The organism is Acinetobacter sp. TYF_19 (assembly GCF_043105125.1).
Classification (GTDB): Bacteria; Pseudomonadota; Gammaproteobacteria; order Pseudomonadales; family Moraxellaceae; genus Acinetobacter; species Acinetobacter johnsonii.
Genome location: NZ_JBICLH010000061.1, coordinates 73,027 through 90,853, shown reverse-complemented (window position 1 = coordinate 90,853; position 17,827 = coordinate 73,027). Strand labels below are relative to the sequence as shown.

The following is a 17,827-nucleotide window of genomic DNA, read 5'->3' as shown; positions in this document are numbered from 1 at the left end:
GAGTGTCGTTTTATTCATCTTTATATTTAAACTGTTGCGGGGTTTGTCCCAAATGACGTTTAAACATGGTGCTAAACGCACTCGGATTGCTATAGCCAAGAGATCTTGCAATCTGCGCAACAGATTGACCACTGGCAATTTTACTTAAGGCATGGGCAATATGCATTTGCTGAACCCATGCGCGATAAGACAGCCCCGTTTCCTTTTGAAACATGCGCATCAAGGTTCTGGAACTGGTGCCAATTTCATCTGCCCATGTGCTTAAATCTTTTAACTGATCGGGCGTACTTAATAGTGCTTGGCAAATATTCATTAAGCGTTTGTCTTGTGGCCACGGAATTTGAATGGGCAACAGATTGGCTTTATGAATTTCATCAAAAATTAAAATCTGTAAAGATCGAGACAGTTCATCAGAGCTGATCAGTTCGGAGGGTGGAATGTGTTCAATCGCATTGAGCCGAATGAGCAGTTCATGCAATAACTTACTGACCCGAATAATAAAACAATGTTGCCCCAGCAGTGCAGCTGCATCGGCCTGAACCAATGCGGTATTGAGCTTAACTCGACTTAATGAAATCACACTGTGTTCAACATGGGTCGGAATCCATAGTGCGCACATCGGCGGCACGATCCAAACGTGGTTTGGGGTGAACACTTGAATCATCCCTGTCGAAGCATACAGAAACTGTGCCCGCGAATGGGTATGCGCAGGGGTAATTTCTCGATAGGTATGCTCAGAAGAAAGCCCAATCACCAATTCGGACATTTCGGTTTGAATCAGAGAGTTTGGCATGTGCAGTTTAAAATTGTCAGTTATACAATGATTATTGGAAGATAGTCTTATGAATGACATTTTACAATCAATGCCTGATGAAAAATACATGGAGTTTGCGAGGTATGTCGTCTTCAATTCAAATAAAAGAGGGTATGGGCGAAGCTACGATCAATGAGCAGCCGCAAGGCATGATCATAAAAGTGGTGGGGGCTGTGGCTATTGCACATCTGCTCAATGACTTGATTCAAGCTGTTTTGCCAGCCATTTACCCGATGCTGAAAACCAATTTCTCGCTCAGCTTTGCACAAGTCGGACTGATTTCATTGGTGTATCAAATTACGGCATCGCTACTGCAACCTTGGATTGGACTCTATACCGATAAACATCCGAAACCTTATCTGCTCCCACTCGGTATGGTGGTGACTTTTAGTGGCATTTTACTGTTGGCCTTTTCACCGAATTTTATTGTACTGCTCATGGCCTCGGCATTAATTGGTGTAGGGTCTTCGACCTTTCACCCTGAAGCCTCACGTGTAGCACGTATGGCTTCGGGTGGACGCTTTGGTACAGCACAATCGACCTTTCAGGTCGGTGGCAATACAGGTACAGCGATTGGGCCTTTATTGGCCGCGCTGATTATTGTGCCTTTCGGACAGCACGCCGTGGCATGGTTGATTGTATTTGCCTTACTGGCGATTTGGGTGCTGTTCGGTGTCAGCCGTTGGAGCATCAACCACAGTAAAAAACAATTGGCTGCCAAGGCACAACAGGTGCAAAGCAAATTGCGTGGACGTCAGTTGGTGATTGCACTCTCGACCATCTGTGTGTTGATGTTTGCCAAATTTACCTATATTGCCAGTATTAGTAATTACTTTACTTTTTATTTAATGCACAAGTTTCAGCTCAGTTTACAAAACGCCCAGTTACATTTGTTTGCCTTTTTGGCAGCGGTGGCTCTGGGTACATTTGCAGGTGGGCCGATTGGAGACAGAATTGGGCGTAAAGCAGTGATTTGGCTGTCTTTTGTTGGTATGGCGCCGTTTGCATTGATGATGCCACATGCCAATTTATTTTGGACGACTGTACTTTCGATTATAACGGGTTTAGTACTGTCCTCTGCCTTTGCAGCCATGGTGGTCTATGCACAAGAAGCCGTTCCTGGACGGGTTGGCATGATTGCAGGTTTGATGTTTGGTTTAATGTTTGGTGTAAGTGGTATTGCCGCAGCAGGTTTAGGATATTTGGCTGACGTCAAAGGCATTGAATGGGTGTTTGGCGTGTGTTCGTTATTGCCGTTACTTGGTTTAGTAACCTTCTTTTTACCGAAGACGCAAGCAAACTAAACCGATTACAGCAGAACTTTACGTTCAGACGCGCTATCTTATGAGATAAGGAAGATAGCGCGTTTTTTGCTTTTGCATAGGTTTCAATAACATGCTTAAGAGGTTTCTTGCATGAGTTCGTTTCATTTCCTTAAAAGAGAAATAAATAGGGTTCAGCCATGATAAAAGAAGTCGGATATTCAGACTGTTTACGCGCTTTAGTTTTGGAGGGCTTTGTTGCACAAAGATTTCATAACTATATGATTTTAAAAGTTTTGATTATTTTTTGATCCAAAATTAAATTTATTTAAATCAGATGCTTACATATTTATGCAACAAAGCCTAATGTAAATAAACATGTTACTATGACAATCCACTCTTCAAAAGGGTTAGAATTTGATAATGTTATAATTGATAAAAATGATTTTTTTTATAGACAAAAAATAGAAGAAAATAATTTTTATGTTGCTTTTACCCGAGCAAAAAAGCGGATATTTGTAATTAATTAAAATAAAACAGCAGCTTTTAATTTAAAAAAAAGCTGCTGAATTTTTCTACTTAAGCAATCGAATCATCTAAATTCGGTGCTAACCAACGCTTCGCTACATCCAAAGTCCAACCTTTACGTTTTGCATAATCCTCAAGCTGATCTTGAGAAATCTTGCCCACGTTAAAGTATTCACTTTCAGGGTGTGAGTAATAGAAACCACTGACAGAAGAAGGCGGCATCATCGCAAAGTGTTCAGTCAACTTGGTACCAATCTTCGCTTCAGAACCTAACCAGTCGAACAATGCTGCTTTTTCAGAATGTTCAGGGCAAGCAGGGTAGCCTGGCGCAGGACGGATACCGACATATTTCTCTTTAATCAGCTCTTCATTGTTCAGCGTTTCATCAGCTTTATAGCCCCAGAACTCTTTACGAATACGCTCGTGTAAGTGCTCGGCAAAAGCTTCAGCAAAACGGTCTGCCAATGACTGCACTAAAATCGCAGAGTAGTCATCACCTTTGGCTTTATATTCGTTTGCCAACTCTTCCGCACCGAAAATCGATACAGTGAAGCCGCCCAAATAATCTTGCTGAGTCGTTGACGGCTTAATGTAGTCCGCCAATGACAAGTTTGGTTTGCCTGTGACTTTATCTGACTGCTGACGTAGGTGCTCAAAAGTATGAGTAACGGTTTGACCTGCTTCATCAAACACACTCACGCTATCTGCACCTGTACGTTGTGCAGGGTATAAACCAAACACTGCACGTGCATCGAAACGATTATTCTCAATGATGTCTTTCAACATGATTTGCGCTTGATTGTACAAATCAGTCGCTGCTTCCCCCACCACTTCATCTTCTAAGATTTTCGGGAATTTACCCGCCAAGCTCCAAGAAATAAAGAATGGGGTCCAGTCAAAATATTCAACCAGCGTTGCCAATGGATAGTTGGTGATGACTTGGGTACCCAAAGCATTTGGCTTTGGTGGCACATAGTTGTCATCAATCTTAAAGCCATTTTCAACCGATTCGGCATAGCTCAACTTCGCAGCTTTCGGTTGCTTGTTGGCTAAACGCTCACGAATTTTGGCATATTCAGCACGCTGTTCTGCAATAAAGTTGCCACGCATTTCTTTCGAAAGCAGAGTGGTTGCTACACCTACCGCACGCGACGCATCGGCAACATAAATCACTGCATCATTGGAATATTGCGGGTCAATTTTGACTGCGGTATGCGCTTTAGAGGTGGTCGCACCACCAATCAACAATGGAATGTTGAAGCCTTTACGTTGCATTTCTTTGGCAACAAACACCATTTCATCTAAAGATGGGGTAATCAAACCCGATAAACCAATGATGTCACATTTCTCATCAATTGCCGTTTGCAAGATTTTTTCACACGGCACCATGACACCCAAGTCAACGATGTCATAACCATTACAACCCAAGACCACGCCCACGATATTCTTACCAATATCATGTACATCGCCTTTTACCGTTGCCATTAACACACGACCTTTGGATTGTGCATTGCCTTTTTCAGCTTCAATGTACGGGTTCAACCAAGCGACGGCTTGTTTCATCACGCGTGCCGATTTCACCACTTGCGGTAAGAACATTTTGCCTGAACCGAACAAGTCACCGACCACGTTCATACCATCCATCAAAGCGCCTTCAATGACATCTAAAGGACGTTTGGCTTTCAGGCGAGCTTCTTCAGTATCTTCATCAATATACGTCGTGATGCCTTTAACTAAGGCATATTCAAGACGTTTTTCTACAGACTCATTGCGCCATTCAAGGTTTTCTGCTTCACGTTGCGCACCGCTATGACCACGGAATTTTTCAGCAACTTCGAGTAATTTTTCTGTAGCATTTTGACCAGATTCACCTTGGTTCTGGTTCAGGACAACATCTTCAACCGCATCTTTGAGCTCTTGTGGGATGTCATCATAAATCGCCATTTGACCTGCGTTCACAATCCCCATGGTCATGCCTTGTTTGATGGCATGGTAAAGGAATACCGAGTGAATCGCTTCACGCACAGGCTCGTTACCACGGAAAGAGAACGAAACGTTCGATACACCACCAGAAATCATGGCATGCGGTAGGTTTTGCTTGATCCAACCTGTGGCTTCAATAAAGTCGACGCCATAGTTATTGTGTTCTTCGATACCCGTTGCTACAGCAAATACGTTCGGGTCAAAAATAATATCTTCAGCAGGGAAGCCCACTTCATTGACTAGAACATCATAAGAACGTTTACAGATTTCACGTTTACGTGCAGCCGTATCTGCCTGACCTGTTTCATCAAATGCCATGACAATAACCGCTGCACCATATTGTCGGCATAAACGGGCTTTTTCGACAAACTCGTCATAACCTTCTTTTAAGGAAATCGAGTTCACCACAGGTTTACCTTGTACGCATTTCAAACCAGCTTCAATGATTTCCCATTTTGATGAGTCAATCATGATCGGCACACGTGAAATATCTGGCTCAGATGCAACTAGGTTGAGGAAATGCACCATCGCATTTTGCGAATCGAGCATGCCTTCATCCATGTTAATGTCAATGATCTGTGCACCAGCTTCAACCTGTTGCTGGGCAACATCTAAAGCTTCAGCAAAGTTTTCTTCACGGATTAAACGTAGGAACTTTTTCGAACCTGTGACGTTGGTACGTTCACCGACGTTCACAAACAGTGAGTCTTTAGTAATATTAAATGGTTCTAAACCACTTAAACGGCACGCAGGAACCGTTTCAGGCACCTGACGTGGTTTAATGTCTTTTACTGCATTGTAAATCGCACGAATATGGTCTGGTGTGGTACCACAACAACCACCCGTAATGTTAATCAAACCACTTTCTGCAAATTCTTTTAAGAAGGCTGCGGTTTGCTCTGGCGTTTCATCATATTCACCAAAGGCATTCGGTAAACCTGCGTTTGGATGGGCAGAAACAAAGGTATCTGCAACATCAGCAATGGTTTTTACATGCGGGCGCATGGCATCTGCACCCAAGGCACAGTTAAAACCAATTGAGAGTAAGTCACCATGACGCACCGAGTTCCAGAACGCTTCCGCAGTTTGACCTGTTAAGGTACGACCTGATGCATCGGTAATGGTGCCCGAGATCATGAGGGGAAGTTCACGACCAAGTTGTTTGAACACTTCTTTCACCGCAAAGATTGCGGCTTTACAGTTTAAGGTATCGAACACGGTTTCAATCAAGAGAATGTCTGCACCGCCCTCGATCAAGGCATGCGTAGCTTCTATATAGTTTTCTTTCAGTTCATCAAAGGTAATGTTACGGAAGGCAGGGTCATTTACATTGGGTGAAATTGAACAAGTACGTGAAGTCGGACCAAGTACACCAGCAACAAAGCGAGGTTTGTCTGGGGTTGAATATTTGTCACATGCCGCACGTGCTAGACGAGCTGCTTCACGGTTAATCTCGGGAACAAGGTCTTCCATGTGATAGTCTGACATTGAAACACGTGTGCCATTGAAGCTGTTGGTTTCAATAATGTCTGCACCTGCATCGAGGTAAGCTTCATGAATGCCTTGAATAATTTGCGGCTGTGTCAGTACCAAAAGGTCATTGTTGCCTTTGAGGTCAGAAGCCCAATCTACAAAGCGTTCACCACGATAATCTTCTTCTTCGAGCTTGTGACGCTGAATCATGGTGCCCATTGCGCCATCGATAATAAGGATGCGCTCGGCAAGAAGTGCTTTTAAGGTGGCAAGTGTAGACATTCAAAACTCACAAACAGGTTTTCAAAACGTGCAATATTTTAGCAGAAAAGCAGATCGATTGATGCCTAATTCAAGTGGTATTGGCTATATGGCAAATAAAAAAGGCTGATTTAGCTTTAGTTTTCACGAAAGTGAAATATAGACCCGCTATGTTAATAGATCAGAAGAAATAGAGATGAAAAATATTGATTGGAGCAGATTGTTACAGACAGCACAGCCAAATGTAAGAAAATAATTCAGCGTAATCCGCACTGAAAAGTTAAATTTTGAGCCAGCACAGTGCGTTCAAGGCTTATAAGCGATTTACTGCTGATCTAAAATAAGCCAATTATGAAAAAATTGGCTTCATGTGACACGCATTTGTCATATAATTGTCACAATTAAATTGAACAATAGGGGATATTGATATCCTCTTTAGCCGTCTGCATGAATTCTAATATTCCTCCCGTCCAAGATCAGGTGCACGTAACACAGGTCAAGTCGACGAATGTGCACGTACCTACACCGAAATTTTTTATGCCGGTGTTTTTAACGGTCATTATTTCAACGCTAATTTATATTGGCTTTCAGCTTTCTGCTGACTTATCGCATGTTCCTGCACTGAATCTTTACTCTTTAATTCTTTTAGCGACGGCGTTGTTCATTGCTTTGGGTTTTGAGTTTGTAAATGGCTTCCACGACACTGCCAATGCGGTTGCAACGGTCATTTATACCAATGCACTGTCTGCACCTGTTGCGGTGATGTGGGCTGGTTTCTGTAACTTCCTTGGGGTTATGGTCGCAAGTGGTGCAGTGGCTTACGGTATTATTGCGCTTTTGCCTGTTGAGTTGATTATGAATGTCAGCTCAGGTGCAGGTTTTGCCATGGTGTTTGCCATGTTGATTGCTGCGATTTTGTGGAACTTGGGCACATGGTTCTTGGGTATTCCAGCATCAAGTTCGCACACTTTGATCGGTTCGATCTTGGGTGTGGGCATCATGAACTACCTGATGCATTCAGGCAGTGGTGCTTCGGGTGTCGATATGGATCAGGTGATTAAAGTCGGTAAAGCTTTACTGTTTTCACCCATGATCGGTTTTGCTTTTGCAGCAGTGTTGTTCTTATTGGTGAAAAAAATCTTTAAGAAACAACTGGAACTGTTCCAACCACCTGAAGGCAACAAACCACCACCGCCACTGATTCGTGCCATTTTGATTTTTACTTGCACAGGTGTGAGTTTTGCGCACGGTTCAAATGACGGTCAAAAAGGTATGGGTCTAATCATGCTGATTTTGATTGGTATCGTGCCTTTGGCTTATTCTTTAAATAAGAATTTAGATTCACAGCATATTCAGTCATTTGCTCAACTTTCAGATCAAACTGCGGCTGTGATTTATCCGAATCATAACGATATTGCAGATGAAAAAGCCCGTACGGTGATCACGCAATATATTCAAACCAAAGAAATGACCCCAGAAGTCGTACCTGCTTTAGCCAGTTTGACAGATCATTTGGGTGAGCGTGTTGGTCATTATGGAGATCTTAAAGATATTCCTGAAGCTGAAGTTTCTGCACTACGTAATGACATGTACTTAAGCACGACAGCATTCAAACGTTTGGATAAAGCGGATCAATTGCCGGCGATGTCTGAAGCGGGCAAAAAGACAGTAAAAGAATATCGTAGTAACTTAGATTCATTCTTACAGTACATCCCAACATGGGTGAAAGTGGCTGTGGCATTGGCTTTAGGTCTAGGTACGATGGTCGGTTGGAAGCGTATTGTCGTGACTGTGGGGGAGCGTATTGGTAAAAACCATATGACTTATGGTCAAGGCATGTCAGCAGAATTGGTAGCGATGACCACGATTGCAGCCGCGGATGGCTTTGGTATGCCCGTATCGACCACACACGTATTAAACTCTGCGGTAGCAGGGACCATGGTGGCGAATAAGTCAGGTCTGAACTTTGCAACAGTGAGAACCATTCTTTCGGCTTGGATCTTTACCTTGCCAGCGACGATCTGTTTATCAGGTGGTTTGTTCTGGTTGTTCCTACAGTTCGTTTAATCCGATGTGTAAAAACCAATGATAAAAAAACGCTACCCAAGGTAGCGTTTTTTTAGCTCAGTATTTTATTGAAGCGGGTATTCAAGGTCTTATTTTTTGAGTAAAGCAAATACTTTGTTGAGTGGTAGCTTGTCTGCGGCAAAACCATAAAGTGCCGCAAAGGGGAGTGCGGTACGTGCTAAATAAGCGACACGCCATAAGCCACCGTGATTGGCACCATGCATCATCAGCTCTAGAGGATGTTCAAGTTTGTTCTCTGGATTGGCTACAGACTCAGGATTGCGCAGGTCATGGATCCATAAAGCCGCCATGATGGCATTGGTAGTTTCAGGTTTAAAGGCTTCAACATCAAACAAGCTCGCTCCATTAAATGCGGCTTTGAGCAGTGGATTTTTAGTGACAGAATGCGTAGTGGTTGATGGTGCAATATTGATGCTGACACGCTGACCTTCTGATCGAGCAAGCGTTGCACGCCACTGTTGAATACGTTTAGCTAACGCATAGTTCGGCCCTTGTTCAATCACTAAACAGTCGGTGATGCCATAAGACTTGTCATTATCCGACTCGACGAGGTCATGTAGGTTTTTCTTAAAAAATAGTTGTCCGCTGAGGGTTGAAATACTTTTACTGATCATTTGCTGCGTTTTAGAGCGACCACTGAACTTTTGCTCAGACGCTGTAATGACTTCCTCTGGAACTGCATAGACATCGGTAGGTGTACACATATACATCAAACTGGTATCTGCTTTTTGTGCACTGACATATTGCATGATCGCATCCATTGCAACAGAAACACGGACATGCTTTTCACCATCCAAATACGCAATCGCTGCCAAATCTAACTGATGTGGGTTTTGTACCAACCATTCTGCAATTTCAGGCACTTGTGTCAGTAAGTTCGCGCCGAGTTTTTCTTTTAAAACAGCGATAGGTGTTTCTGCACTCAATGCTTCAACAGATGGGGCATATAACGTGGCATTGCCGTGTTGAATGGTGTCTAAAATTTTGCCCCATACACGGCTATTGGGTAAATCAACCGCCACAATATTGGCTTTCCATTGGGCTAACCATGTGAGTGGACCAGCTTCAGATGTCGCACCGAACAAAACCATAGTGCGGTCAGATAAATCAAACCATTCAGGATGTTCCACACAGGCAATCAGTGCTTCAGCATGACTGGGTTCAATCACACCTGCATCTAACCACGTTTGGATTTGTGCAAGTAAAGCACCTCCTTTGAGTTGTTGGCCTTTATAAGGCACTGACCACTCAGGTGCAGCATCACTTTCACCTTTGAGTTTGATGGTGTGTAGCGGTGTCGTTTTAAGTGACATTACATCTTTGAGGAGATGCTTTTGGCCATCGCGATAAAACTCAAACACATTCTGTGCTTTGTTGAGCCCATCTTGCGCAATTTGAATCGGTGCAATTTGATTGCGAATCCCAAATTCAACTAAGGATTTAAAATAGCATGGATAGAGTTTACGCCAGTTTTTTTCTGTAAGTGCGGCCACAGAGGTTTGATGATCAACATTGGCTAAGGCCTCTGCAATAATCTCTTTCCCTGTGCGTGAGGTACTAACTTTTTTTGTTTTCGAGTAAATTGGAAATTGAAGACCATCTAAGGGATTGGACATGCAAGAAATCTCACTGGCATTTGCTATTTATATACAGTTGTAAACATTATCTATGCCAAATCAAATTCCTGCTTGGCATTTCATGCCAAATTTATGTAAAAATATATGTAATAAAAAAGCCTTCTGAATAGAAGGCTTTTGAGTTTAGCAGCGACCTTTTTTGGCCTGTCCGGGTGGGCAGAAATCGCCTTGGCCATGAGGATAATAAGAACGATCAGGATCGACGATGATACTCCCTTCAGGGGTGTGTACCGCACAGGCTGTAAAACTGAGGCTGATCATCAAGGCTGCAAATATAGACATTATTTTCATCGCAATTTCCTTGGTTTATTGTGGTCCTGATGTTCATTGTAAAAATTAGGACCACCCGTTGCTGTGAAAAAATGTTACTGAGCTTATATGCGTATGAATGCAATCCATTTGCAATCTAGGGGTTTAGTTTTAAATAGGTAACTGGGTTAATTTGTTCATAAAGTGTGGAATAAGACGCGGCTCTAAAATTAAGGTCATGATGACCCCATAAGCAGCTCCCCAAAGATGGGCGCTATGATTGATGTTGGAGTTGCCTTTTTTACCTGACCAGATGCTATATGCCACGTACAACACTGCAAAAATAATCGCAGGTACGGGAATAAAAAACACAAAAATCAGCTTCCAAGGTTCAAACAACACATAAGCGAACAATACCGCAGAGACCGCACCAGAAGCACCAAGGCTTGCCCAGCGCACATCATTCTTATGTTTTAAATAACTTGGTAAAATGGCAAAAATTAAGCCACCCAAATAAAACAAAACAAAACCTAACTCATAGAAGTATTGACGGTAAAAACTTTCAATGATGCTACCAAAGAAAAACAGGGTGAACATATTGAACAGGAGATGCATACCATCGGCATGAATAAAGCCATGGGTAATAAAACGATCGTATTGTCCACGTTGCATCGCAGGAGGCCAGAAAATCAGTCGGTTCATCACGTTCTGATTTGAAAATGCCACCATAGAAATAATCACCGTAATAATAATGATCGTAACTGTATGATTAAAAGGTAAATCCAACATTTCTGAGATGTTCTGCATATAACTATCTTGTGGTCATAATGCCATTAAATTGAGCGAAAAGATGAACTTTCACAATAAATCCGACAATTTTGGTTGATTTTTTTTAATTACCCCGCATCTTCAGTTAAAATAGCAACTTCAGCTTGAGGAAATGATTGTTATGTCGACTGAGAACAGCAGCACTGCAGTTGCAGAGGAAATTCCAAACTTATTGATTACTCCGACTGCACAAGAGTATTTACGTGATTTATTAGAAAAACAAAATACACCGGGCATTGCTGTACGTGTATTTGTTGAAAATCCGGGTACACCACGTGCTGAATGTTGTATGGCATATAGTGCGCCTGAAGAAGTGATCCCAACTGATTATCGTCAAGATTATCCAGACTTTCCTGCATATATCGACACACCGTCTATTCCATATTTATTAGATGCGGTGATTGACTACAACAAAGATCGTTTTGGTGGGCAGTTAACTTTCCGTGCACCAAACTCGAAAGTACCACGCGTCGGTCCTGATGCATCAATTGAAGAGCGTATTACGTATATTCTTCAGTCTGAAATTAACCCAGGTCTAGCTGGTCATGGCGGTAACTGTGCATTGGTTGAAGTTGTTGAAGATGAAGAGCATGGTTTAACGGCTGTATTGAAATTTGGTGGTGGTTGCCAAGGTTGCTCAGCAATTGATGTCACCTTGAAACAAGGTGTTGAAACGACTCTGCAACAACACATTCCTGAGTTACGTCGTGTTATCGACCAGACGGATCATACGCAGGCAGAAGGCGCGTACTTCAAATAATTTTTAAACCATTTTACCAAATAACCTCCTTAAATTAGGGGGTTATATTTTATCTAAAGCTAAAATATAACTGAGAATAATTATTAATATTAATTGCAATATGTTTATCATTTGTTAAAATGCCCTACGAAATTTACACAATCTCTCCTTTTTTTGTATTTGGGTGTATGCGTTATGGGTAAAAATCTGACGAGATCAACTTTAGCTTTAGCGGTTGTAGGTGCAATGAGTTCATTTGCGATGGCAAATGACGTTGTAGAAACAACAAAAGAGAAAGAAGCAACACAATTACAGACGATTGTTGTATCGGCAACGGGTTATGAGCAGGATGTTTCAAAAGCACCAGCATCAATTACTGTGATTAGCCGTGAAGAATTAGATAAACGTGAATATAACGATATTACAGATGTTTTGAGAAGTGTTCCGGGTGTTGTTATTACGGGTGAAAATGCAAGTCAAACAGTTAGTATTCGAGGAATGTCTTCGAATTACACCTTGTTCTTAGTCGATGGAAAGCGTCAATATTCTAAAGACGTTAACCCAAATGGCGATGACTACGGTATGGAGAAAAATATTCTTCCTCCAGTTGCATCCATTGAGCGAATTGAAATTATCCGTGGTCCAGCATCTACATTGTATGGTTCTGATGCAATGGGTGGTGTAATTAATATTATTACTAAAAAAGTGACGGATGTTTGGACTGGAAATGTTGAGTTAGGCACAACTATTCAGGATAAAAATAATTCTGGAGACATTCGTAATGGTTCTGTTTATTTAGCAGGGCCGATTATTCAAGATAAAGTTGGCTTGCAGTTAGGTCTAAATCGTTTAGAGAGAAAAGAAGACTCTTATTTAGGTGGTTTTACAGGCCATACAACGGAAAGTTTAAATTCACGTTTAACTTATGTGCTTAATGATCAACACGACTTAGCTGTAGAGGCAAATTTCTTCACGCAAGAGTCTGAGGCTACGGCAGGTAAAACGGTTGCGGTAACAGGTACTGACTCTGCAAGTCGAAATATACGTAGTGTTTATGCCTTAACGCATAATGGGCGATATACCGATAATTTGGATAGTAAATCTTATATTCAATATGAAAATTCTAAAAACCCAGATCGTGAAAATACAGTCGTGGGAACGAAGGGAATTGATTTAGAAACATGGACTGCAAATACACAGTGGAATTGGTTGTTAGGTAATCATACACTGGCTTTTGGTGGGTATTATAAAGATGAAAGTTTGTTGGATCGAGCAACAAACCGAAATCCGTTGGTTCCAGAGTTTGATGAATTGACACGCTGGTCAGCAGCTGCATTCTTAGAAGATACATGGAGTTTAACCGATCGTTTTAATTTAACGCTTGGGACCCGTTATGACCATGATGAACTATATCAAGGTAATATTTCTCCGCGAATTTATGGTGTTTATAACTTTACTGACCAATTTACCGTGAAGGGTGGGGTTTCTACAGGTTATAAACAACCAGATATTCGTTCTGTGACGGACGGCTTCTATAGTGTGACAGGAGGAAGTGGTTCTCCAACAACAACGGGTCGAGGAATTATTAAAGCAAATCCAGACCTAGAACCAGAATCAACTGTTACTTCAGAATTAGGTTTTTACTGGAACAATGATTACGTTAATACCTCTATTACAGGTTATTTAACTCAGTTTAAAGATCGAATTGAAGAAATTCGTGAATGTGATTCAACGGGTAATGCTGACTACAACCGTAATGATGTTTCAACGTGGAAATGTTCTGAAAACGGTATTCCATTTGCATTTATCAGCACACGTGAAAACATTGGTAAAGCTGAGTTACGTGGTGTAGAGGTGACATTTGATGCCAAATTAGCTGAATATACAACCTTAACTGCAAATTATACGTTCACAGATACAGAAATTAAATCAGGTCAATTTAAAGGGCAGCCTTTAAATGGCATGCCTGAACATGTATTTAATGTAACAGTAGATCATGACTTAACCGATGCTTTGAATATTTGGAGCCGATTACATGTGCGCGGAGAAACTACACCGTATTTAGGTCGCTCAAGTATGTCTGACCCAATTCCTGGATATAACTTCCTCGATGTTGGTTTCAACTATAAATTTGCACCAAACTTGAAAGGTAAATTTGGTGTTTATAATGTGTTAGATGAAACTGCAGAGAATGCTGATGGTGAACAAGTTCTAGACGGGCGTCGTTATGGCGTAAGTTTCTCTGCAAGCTTTTAATTTATAGAAATTGGCTTAAATAAAAAGACCCGTTCAAGTAACGGGTCTGTCTCTTTAAAGCTTTAAAATCGCTTGTGCTTGGTCAGAATAATAAAACTGTTCTAAATAATAGCGTGCTCGATCACGTAAGTAATGTGATCGGATGAGCTCTTGAATAATAGGATTCAACAAATTTTGAAGTTCATTTTGAATTAAAGCTTCGTCGATATTTAAGTCGCGTAGTAGTAAATCAAAAGGACGTTCTTGGTTGCGAATGTACCAAGCGTAAACACCATCATGCACCTGTTGCTGCAGATAGTCTGTTTGACGCATATGCTCCCAAATTTCGTGCCCCATAGTGACAGTTTGAGGCAAGTCCTGTACTTCAATATAATTTTTCAAAACTGATAAAGGCATATCTTTGATTTTGTGCCAGAGGTTGGCTTGAAAGTGATATAGCTTTTCATCATTAAAGTTTTGATTTAACACTTGTTCACTCATTTGACTGAGTTTTAAGATGTTCTTTTGTAAATAATGCCCAATAGTGTCATTTAGGTTTGAGTCTGTGACGGTTTCCAGTACGGACTTGCCCATTTTCATAAAACTAGAAACACCCGGCACACGTTTAGTCATCACAGAGTTGTTCAAATAGTCTTGAATCGAGTGTTGAATCAGCTGGGTAATCATGGCTGAAAAAGCTGGGTTATTTACCACAGTTTTAATCAGGCGTTGACGGTGCCCACTTTTACTCGCGACATACTGCGCAATTTTGTCGATGGTAAGTACAGGAATCACATCGGCAATTTTTGTTGATTCATTGATGGGATGAATTAAAGCAAACTTGATGTGCTCTGCAATTTGTGAAATTAGATGCTCGGTCGCAGGTGTGGCTAGGATTTGTTTTTGCAAAAGCGCATTGATGTCTTCAAAGCTCCACAGTTGCTGCAAAGTTTGTTTTCTAAACCAGTGATAAAATAGGATGAATTCATTTTGTACGGTACTTGCTTGCGAAAACTCATGATCTAAAAAATTAAGATGAGCTTCAATGAGTTGCTCAATCATCGGGTGTTTCTGCATACGTACTCAACAAAATTAATTTAGTGGAATCAGTTTATCAGCCAATGGATTTTTTAACTTTTGTGTTTTTGCAAGAAAAGGCAGGTAGTGCTGTGCAACTGCTTGTTCTGCCTCCAAAAGTGGCATATGACCAACATTGTTAAGGATGACAGGAGCTTCAGCACGTTTCAATAAGGATTTGAGCTCATTCGCCACTTCGACATTGATAATTTTGTCCTGCTTACCCCACAAAATGAGGGTGGGTGCTTCAATATTTCGGGTCACTCGAGCAAAGGAGTCTGTGGTATAAATTCGGTTCAAGGTCACCAATTGATCAATCACTTTACTGTTTTTTTCAGCCTGAGTAATTAACTGTTTTTCTTGGGCGCGTTTTAAATAATAGGGCATTTTGATTGGGGTTTGCATGACACGTTGCATCACATCATCCAAATCGCCCGGCTTGCTCACAATCAAGTGCTTTAAATATTGAGGGTCTTTGGCATAGTTGGTGTTGGCGTTTTTATAAATGCCCGCACTGTTCAATAAAAACAAACTTTGCGTGTCAAAAGGGTATTGTGCGGCATATAGAGTTGCAATTGAACCACCAATGGAATGTCCTGCAACATTCAGCTTATCTTGTATATGAATAGCTTCAACAAAACGACGGAGTCGCTCTGTGACATTTGGCATAGAGAGATCAAAATCATCTGGGACTTTGGTGTCGCCGTTGGTTGGAAGGTCAGGGATAACCACGTGGTAATAAGGCGTTAGAAACTGTGCTACACGGTTCCAATTGTCTCGATTTCCAGCAAAACCATGAATCAGCAAAATCGTTGGCTTATCAACGGCACCGCCTTCGTTATAGCTCCAAACGATATCATCCACTTTAAGTGTTTTGGTTTTTAAGCCGGCGGTGACGCGTTCTTGTAGAAGGTAGCTTTGTAAACTGAGTTTGTCTTTGATGATGGTATTTTCGACCGCATGGCTGGCGAAAGGAAATGACAAAGCTAAGGCGAATAGACCGGCCTTTAAACTTTGTTTCAAGACGGATTTTGAGCGCATCATCATGGTTCATCCTTAAACGGAGATGAATGAAAAAACTGACCGAATAAGATAAAAATGCTCTGATTTTGAATGGTTTTTATGTTTATTTACAGGTCTGTTTGATTCTAATAGCTTTCATGCAAATGTCATTAATTATTTATTTGAAAGGATATACTGCATTTGGATAAAGTGTGAACTGCATAACGATTTGTTTGAGATAAAATGCAAATTTAAAATTAAGCAAAAAAAGAAGTCGCTATGTTTTTTGCAAGTGACAATCAATTTCGCTGGGATTAAACTAGTCCAACTTAATAACAACCGAGTGGGAAAGGGAATGCTAACAGCTCAAGAAGCTTTAAGCCGTCTAAAACAAGGTAACCAACGTTTTGTAGCGGGTGAGACAACCCACCATAAGCAATTGTCTCACCAAGCACGAGCAGAGATGGCGGAAGACCAAAATCCATTTGCCATTGTACTCGGATGTTCCGATTCTCGTGTGCCTGCAGAAATGGTCTTTGACCAAGGTTTGGGTGATCTGTTTGTTATTCGTGTTGCAGGAAATGTGGTTGCACCTTCGCAAGTTGGCAGTGTTGAATTTGCGGCTGAGCGTTATGACTGTGCAGTAGTTGTGGTACTTGGTCATAGCCATTGCGGTGCGATTCAAGCCACCATTGACACCCTGATGAACCCAGATAGCCCACCATCTGCAAACTTGATGTCGATTGTAAACCGTGTCCGTCCTTCGGTTGAAACCTTGATGCAAACTGAACTGAAACATGATTTATGCAAACTGTCTAAACACGCAGTACGTTCAAATGTATTTGCCTCTGTAAATCAGTTACGTCATGGCTCAGCTGTGCTTGAAAGCTTGATTGCCAAAGGCAAGTTACAAGTGGTTGGCGCTGAGTACTCACTTGAAAGTGGTGAAGTGGTTTTTTTTGACTTCTGATCAGCGGATATGATCAGAATAAAAGGCGCTTTATAAAGCGCCTTTTATATAGGGATAAGCTAAATTTAATAAAATAGACTGTGCTTTGGCGTTTGGGTGGACTAAATCTTTTTGCATCAAGCTTTTATTTCCCGCTACACCTTCCAAAAAGAAGGGCAGCAATTTAACTTTGTATTGTTGACTGACCACTTTGTAATTATTTTCAAATGCCTTGCTATAGGCTGTGCCATAGTTTGGTGGCATTTTCATTCCCAAGACAACCACGGTGGCATTGGCTTTTTGACTCTGCTGAATCAGTTGCACTAAATTTTTTTGAATCATCTGAGGTGGCTGGCCCCGCAGTCCATCATTCCCGCCAAGCTCAATCACTACCACATTTGGCTTATGCGTTTGTAACAGTTTGGGTAAACGAGCCAAAGCGCCACTGGTGGTTTCACCACTCACACTGGCATTGACCACTTTGTGTTGTTTCGGATACTGTTGGTCTAACCGTTTTTGCAGTAAATTTACCCATGCTTGCTGTGGTTCTATGCCATAACCTGCACTAATGCTATCTCCTAAAACCATCACGGTTTTTGCAAAAACCCAAGTGGGGCTTAGGCACAGTGCAAGCAAAACCAAGTATGAACTGATACGTTTTTTAAATTTGCGATTTTGCACGAATATTTGCATATAGGGATG

14 protein-coding genes are annotated in these 17,827 nt (G+C 41.5%); 6 read left to right on the top strand and 8 right to left on the bottom strand.

Features of this window, described 5'->3' with window-relative positions:
* Positions 1-10 precede the first annotated feature (10 nt).
* Entirely contained in the window at positions 11-793 is a 783-nt protein-coding gene (locus tag ACF8FD_RS08145) for a helix-turn-helix domain-containing protein (RefSeq protein ID WP_234303887.1), read from the bottom strand.
* A 104-nt stretch (positions 794-897) separates the two neighbouring features.
* On the opposite strand from ACF8FD_RS08145, the gene ACF8FD_RS08140 reads away from it, so the two are divergent.
* Together ACF8FD_RS08140 and ACF8FD_RS08135 are read left to right on the top strand one after the other, a co-directional pair.
* The gene (locus ACF8FD_RS08140) at positions 898-2,118 is read left to right on the top strand and encodes an MFS transporter (RefSeq protein ID WP_234303886.1); all 1,221 of its coding nucleotides are present in this window, start codon (positions 898-900) and stop codon (positions 2,116-2,118) included.
* Positions 2,119-2,462: 344 nt separating this feature from the next.
* Positions 2,463-2,606, top strand: coding sequence for a 3'-5' exonuclease (locus ACF8FD_RS08135; protein ID WP_234303885.1), 144 nt, complete (start codon positions 2,463-2,465; stop codon positions 2,604-2,606).
* Between the two features lie 49 nt (positions 2,607-2,655).
* On the opposite strand, the gene metH is transcribed toward ACF8FD_RS08135, so the two are convergent.
* Positions 2,656-6,342 (bottom strand): methionine synthase, encoded by a 3,687-nt coding sequence (metH, locus tag ACF8FD_RS08130; RefSeq protein WP_234303884.1) that lies wholly within the window; start codon positions 6,340-6,342, stop codon positions 2,656-2,658.
* Between the two features lie 426 nt (positions 6,343-6,768).
* Between metH and ACF8FD_RS08125 the strand changes: the two genes are divergently transcribed.
* Entirely contained in the window at positions 6,769-8,388 is a 1,620-nt protein-coding gene (locus ACF8FD_RS08125; protein ID WP_005399885.1) for an inorganic phosphate transporter, read from the top strand.
* An 89-nt stretch (positions 8,389-8,477) separates the two neighbouring features.
* Here the strand turns inward: ACF8FD_RS08125 and ACF8FD_RS08120 are convergent, their stop codons facing one another.
* The 3 genes from ACF8FD_RS08120 to ACF8FD_RS08110 all read right to left on the bottom strand — a co-directional run bounded on the left by ACF8FD_RS08120 (position 8,478) and on the right by ACF8FD_RS08110 (position 11,084).
* Positions 8,478-10,025 (bottom strand): hypothetical protein, encoded by a 1,548-nt coding sequence (locus ACF8FD_RS08120; protein ID WP_234303883.1) that lies wholly within the window; start codon positions 10,023-10,025, stop codon positions 8,478-8,480.
* A 144-nt stretch (positions 10,026-10,169) separates the two neighbouring features.
* Positions 10,170-10,337, bottom strand: a complete 168-nt coding sequence (locus tag ACF8FD_RS08115) for a hypothetical protein (protein WP_004694400.1) — start codon at positions 10,335-10,337, stop codon at positions 10,170-10,172.
* A 129-nt stretch (positions 10,338-10,466) separates the two neighbouring features.
* Positions 10,467-11,084 (bottom strand): rhomboid family intramembrane serine protease, encoded by a 618-nt coding sequence (locus tag ACF8FD_RS08110; RefSeq protein WP_234305107.1) that lies wholly within the window; start codon positions 11,082-11,084, stop codon positions 10,467-10,469.
* 160 nt (positions 11,085-11,244) lie between these two features.
* On the opposite strand from ACF8FD_RS08110, the gene nfuA reads away from it, so the two are divergent.
* Both nfuA and ACF8FD_RS08100 read left to right on the top strand, forming a co-directional pair.
* Entirely contained in the window at positions 11,245-11,883 is a 639-nt protein-coding gene (gene nfuA, locus ACF8FD_RS08105; RefSeq protein ID WP_004981041.1) for a Fe-S biogenesis protein NfuA, read from the top strand.
* 174 nt (positions 11,884-12,057) lie between these two features.
* A complete protein-coding gene (locus tag ACF8FD_RS08100; RefSeq protein ID WP_234303882.1) occupies positions 12,058-14,118 on the top strand; it encodes a TonB-dependent receptor domain-containing protein in 2,061 nt (686 codons plus the stop codon).
* 54 nt (positions 14,119-14,172) lie between these two features.
* Here ACF8FD_RS08100 and ACF8FD_RS08095 read toward each other — a convergent pair whose 3' ends face one another.
* Both ACF8FD_RS08095 and ACF8FD_RS08090 read right to left on the bottom strand, forming a co-directional pair.
* Complete coding sequence (locus ACF8FD_RS08095; protein WP_234303881.1) at positions 14,173-15,174, bottom strand: hypothetical protein; 1,002 nt, start codon at positions 15,172-15,174, stop codon at positions 14,173-14,175.
* Positions 15,175-15,189: 15 nt separating this feature from the next.
* The gene (locus tag ACF8FD_RS08090) at positions 15,190-16,221 is read right to left on the bottom strand and encodes an alpha/beta fold hydrolase (protein ID WP_062034416.1); all 1,032 of its coding nucleotides are present in this window, start codon (positions 16,219-16,221) and stop codon (positions 15,190-15,192) included.
* A 310-nt stretch (positions 16,222-16,531) separates the two neighbouring features.
* Here ACF8FD_RS08090 and ACF8FD_RS08085 point away from each other — a divergent pair, with 310 nt between their 5' ends.
* On the top strand, positions 16,532-17,146 hold the full coding sequence (locus tag ACF8FD_RS08085) for a carbonic anhydrase (protein WP_004981036.1): 615 nt from the start codon (positions 16,532-16,534) through the stop codon (positions 17,144-17,146).
* Positions 17,147-17,176: 30 nt separating this feature from the next.
* Here the strand turns inward: ACF8FD_RS08085 and ACF8FD_RS08080 are convergent, their stop codons facing one another.
* Positions 17,177-17,818: an arylesterase gene (locus ACF8FD_RS08080; RefSeq protein WP_234303880.1), complete on the bottom strand. Its 642-nt coding sequence runs from the start codon at positions 17,816-17,818 to the stop codon at positions 17,177-17,179.
* Positions 17,819-17,827 lie beyond the last annotated feature (9 nt).